The sequence below is a fragment of the uncultured Methanobrevibacter sp. genome, assembly GCF_900314695.1.
Classification (GTDB): domain Archaea; phylum Methanobacteriota; class Methanobacteria; order Methanobacteriales; family Methanobacteriaceae; genus Methanocatella.
The window spans coordinates 1-3,086 of sequence record NZ_OMWD01000055.1; the positions used below are offsets into that span (position 1 = coordinate 1).

6 protein-coding genes are annotated in these 3,086 nt (G+C 33.4%); 4 read left to right on the plus strand and 2 right to left on the minus strand.

Translation table 11 applies throughout. From position 1 onward, the window contains the following. Window positions 1-112 (minus strand): helix-turn-helix domain-containing protein (locus tag QZN45_RS11120; protein WP_367241221.1); only part of this gene is annotated, 112 nt, incomplete at its 3' end. Between the two features lie 239 nt (window positions 113-351). Here QZN45_RS11120 and QZN45_RS10925 point away from each other — a divergent pair. The 4 genes from QZN45_RS10925 to QZN45_RS10940 all read left to right on the plus strand — a co-directional run bounded on the left by QZN45_RS10925 (window position 352) and on the right by QZN45_RS10940 (window position 2,901). Beyond that, window positions 352-564, plus strand: coding sequence for a hypothetical protein (locus QZN45_RS10925; protein WP_292607403.1), 213 nt, complete (start codon window positions 352-354; stop codon window positions 562-564). A 160-nt stretch (window positions 565-724) separates the two neighbouring features. After that, entirely contained in the window at window positions 725-1,591 is an 867-nt protein-coding gene (locus tag QZN45_RS10930) for an MATE family efflux transporter (RefSeq protein ID WP_296812939.1), read from the plus strand. 6 nt (window positions 1,592-1,597) lie between these two features. Beyond that, window positions 1,598-2,101 carry an MATE family efflux transporter gene (locus tag QZN45_RS10935; protein ID WP_296812941.1) on the plus strand — a complete coding sequence of 168 codons (504 nt, stop codon included), beginning with the start codon at window positions 1,598-1,600 and terminating at the stop codon, window positions 2,099-2,101. A gap of 74 nt (window positions 2,102-2,175) precedes the next feature. Further along, a complete protein-coding gene (locus QZN45_RS10940) occupies window positions 2,176-2,901 on the plus strand; it encodes a hypothetical protein (RefSeq protein ID WP_296812943.1) in 726 nt (241 codons plus the stop codon). 90 nt (window positions 2,902-2,991) lie between these two features. Here QZN45_RS10940 and QZN45_RS11125 read toward each other — a convergent pair. Beyond that, window positions 2,992-3,086 (minus strand): zinc ribbon domain-containing protein (locus tag QZN45_RS11125; protein WP_367241219.1); only part of this gene is annotated, 95 nt, incomplete at its 5' end.

Below are 3,086 nucleotides of genomic sequence, written 5' to 3' on the forward strand. Positions count from 1 at the left end.
CCAAGAGTTTATTCCATGTAAACCTGGAATTACCTATATTCTGATTAATTTTAATCATCATATCCTCATCCGGATACAACCTAACCTTCAAACCCTGATCAACACATTTCATAAAAAAACACTTAAAATTCCATTTTAGAGACAATTTTAAAATTAATTATAAACTAATTTAATATAATAAATAATATATAAAGAAATAGAGAGAGCATTTGAAAACTAATATCTTCAGATGCCTTTTTGTGAAATTCATCCCAACCTTAAAGAGGTCGGAGTATTCTTTCACTATTAAGATAAAATTTAATATGCATGAAAAACATAATACAAATAATTAAACGAAAGGAGGGAATTATTATGGCAAATGCTATTCTTGCAGCAGTATTATCCTTTTTAATTCCAGGATTAGGTCAGGCTTATGCTGGTGATATTAAAAAAGGTGCAATTTTCTTTATAATAGCTGTTGTATTGGCAATATTATCATTCTTTACAGCATTTTTATTATCAATTATATCATTAATATTTGCAATTTACGCCGCTTATGATGCATATAAGATGGTAGAGATTTAATTTAAATGTTTTAAACGGCGAATTATTTTAATTCCTGTTATTTTTCTTTTTTTTTAATCATAAATTTCTGTTTTAATTTTTTCGGGTGTTAATTTAAGGTAGCATTTCGTCATGGATTAGATTATTATTTAAATGATTAAATGCATAATATAGTTTAATTATGAGCCAACATGTAAACGACATACAGATGCATCCGGTAAAATCAACTATTATGCTAGGTATACCTATCATACTGCTCTTCTTTTTGGATTCACTATATTCGGTTGCCGATGTTTACTGGGTCAGTGGTTTGGGCACAGCTGCCATCATATGTATGGGATTTATTTCCAATATAATCTATGCAATTGATAATCTGGGAGAGGGAATCGGCAGGTCTTGCAATGTTCTAATTTCAAATGCATTTGGAGCAAATCAAATTGAAAAGACTGAAAAATATGCTGAACAAGGTCTGCTTTTAATTTTGCTTCTTTCCATCGTTATCCCGTTTGTTACTATCCCATTTGTTGAGCCAATTTGTGTCATGGCAGGCATTTCCGAGTATACTGACATGATATTTGCGTATCTCGCTCCATGTTTGTGTTTTGTCATAACAATCATGATAAACAATTTCTTTTGTGCCGTCTTAGCCAGTGAAGGTGATACTGCAAGGTCATCAATTATAGTTGCGGCAGGAAATATTTTGAATATCATTTTGGATCCGATATTGATTTTCTACTTTAAGATGGGAATGTTGGGAGCGGCCGTTTCAACAGTATTTGGTGGACTATTGTCCATCCTGCTTTTTGTCTACATATATTCAATTAAAAAGGATACTCTTGTGAAGGTTCACCTTAAGGGTTTCAGATTGGATTTGGGGATAATAAGGGAAATTATCGTATTGGCCATTCCTATCATCATAACCAGTGTCATTATAACAGCTTTGGGAATTGTCGTTACCTATTCGCTTCACCTGTATGCCTCACCAATCGCAGTCTCTGCATATATTATCCTCCTTAATGTTCAATCAACAGTATTCTCTCCAATTTAGGGCATAATGAAAGGATTGTGCATTGTAACAGGACATTTAAATGGTGCAAAAAGATTTATAGAACTTAGGTGGACAATTAGAAAAATATTTTCCATGTGCTTCGTGCTTGCTATAGCTATTTCAATTGCACTTGCAGTCTTCCACGGTCCAATAGTGGGCTTATTTTCATCTGAATACGTCATTTTGGAGGAAGTTAAAAATATGCTGCTGTTTACTATATTGTACATGATAACATTTCCAATAATTATGGGATGCAGTTATGTATTTTTAGGTCTTGAAAAAAGTACATATACTCTGATGTTTCTCATATTTAATTTAATAATCATGATAATTTCCATGATTTCATTTAACCACATTTTTGGCCTAAACAAATCTGGAATATTTTTGTCCATCATATTGAGCAATACTATTGAAGCTATTGTAATGATTGCTGTGCTTAAAAGAATGCTGGATTCCAAAATCGAAAACTCAGAGATTGAAAACCGGACCTCCATTTCTATTGGTGATTAAAACAATTAACTATTTTTGATAGTAATTTCTGATAATTTTATATTCTATTGTGTATAAACATAATAACGATTGCAATGAAAAGAATGACAAAAATTTTACTTGCCATATTGATTTTGCTTGTTGTTTTTGCTGGGGTAGTTACTTTTACACAGCAGGAAAAACAGCCTACTGCTGATAATCTCGATCAGTATGGAAAAATAATTGGAAACAATTCAAATGGAACAGTATATAAGATAATTGCTGGAAATCAACAGTCCAGCGATACTGCAATAATGATATTGGGAGTTCACAGTCTTGAAAGCGGCATTCACAATGCCACATATGAAGCAATAATGAACTTCACCAAAGACAACAGCCTTGACAAAAAGTACGTCATATACTTCATCCAGCTTAATTTCAAGGACAGCGGAATGAATACCAGTGATTATGATACAAACAGGCACATGGGTGAACTTCTTGCCAATGAATTTGTTGTTCCGGATATCGAGAATTATGATCCTTATGTCATCGTGGATGTCCATGAAATGGAAGACTATTGGGAATTGCAGAAATATGTTGGCGTTGTCGACAACAAATCATCCACAACAATGGATTATGCCAACAAAATCGGAGGTAACTTGAGCTATCCTGTATATCCTGTCACGACAGGTACCTCACCTGAATGGGTGACAATACCTCTTGCCAAAAAGAATCATAACGTAATCCTTTTTGAAACAGCTCAAAACGACACACAGCATGATAAGGGACTGACTGCAATTAATCTTGTAAGATGCATTGATTCCCTGCCTATTCAAAAATAATCTGATTCGTTGAACCACCCCATCCTATAGAGGATGGGGATTCCTGAATTTTTTTCACTTAATAATGGTTAATTTAAGTATTATTTCAGGCTAATCCCCGTTGAACCAGCGGTTTAGAATATTAATTGCTGCGTTTATATCCCTATCAAGTATTTTTTCGCATTTTTGACATTTCCAGTTGCGTG

Bases quoted from the DNA above. Each gene is read 5' to 3' on its own strand.
- QZN45_RS10925 (WP_292607403.1), top strand. From the start codon at position 352: ATGGCAAATGCTATTCTTGCAGCAGTATTATCCTTTTTAATTCCAGGA.
- QZN45_RS10930 (WP_296812939.1), top strand. From the start codon at position 725: ATGAGCCAACATGTAAACGACATACAGATGCATCCGGTAAAATCAACT.
- QZN45_RS10935 (WP_296812941.1), top strand. From the start codon at position 1,598: ATGAAAGGATTGTGCATTGTAACAGGACATTTAAATGGTGCAAAAAGA.
- QZN45_RS10940 (WP_296812943.1), top strand. From the start codon at position 2,176: ATGAAAAGAATGACAAAAATTTTACTTGCCATATTGATTTTGCTTGTT.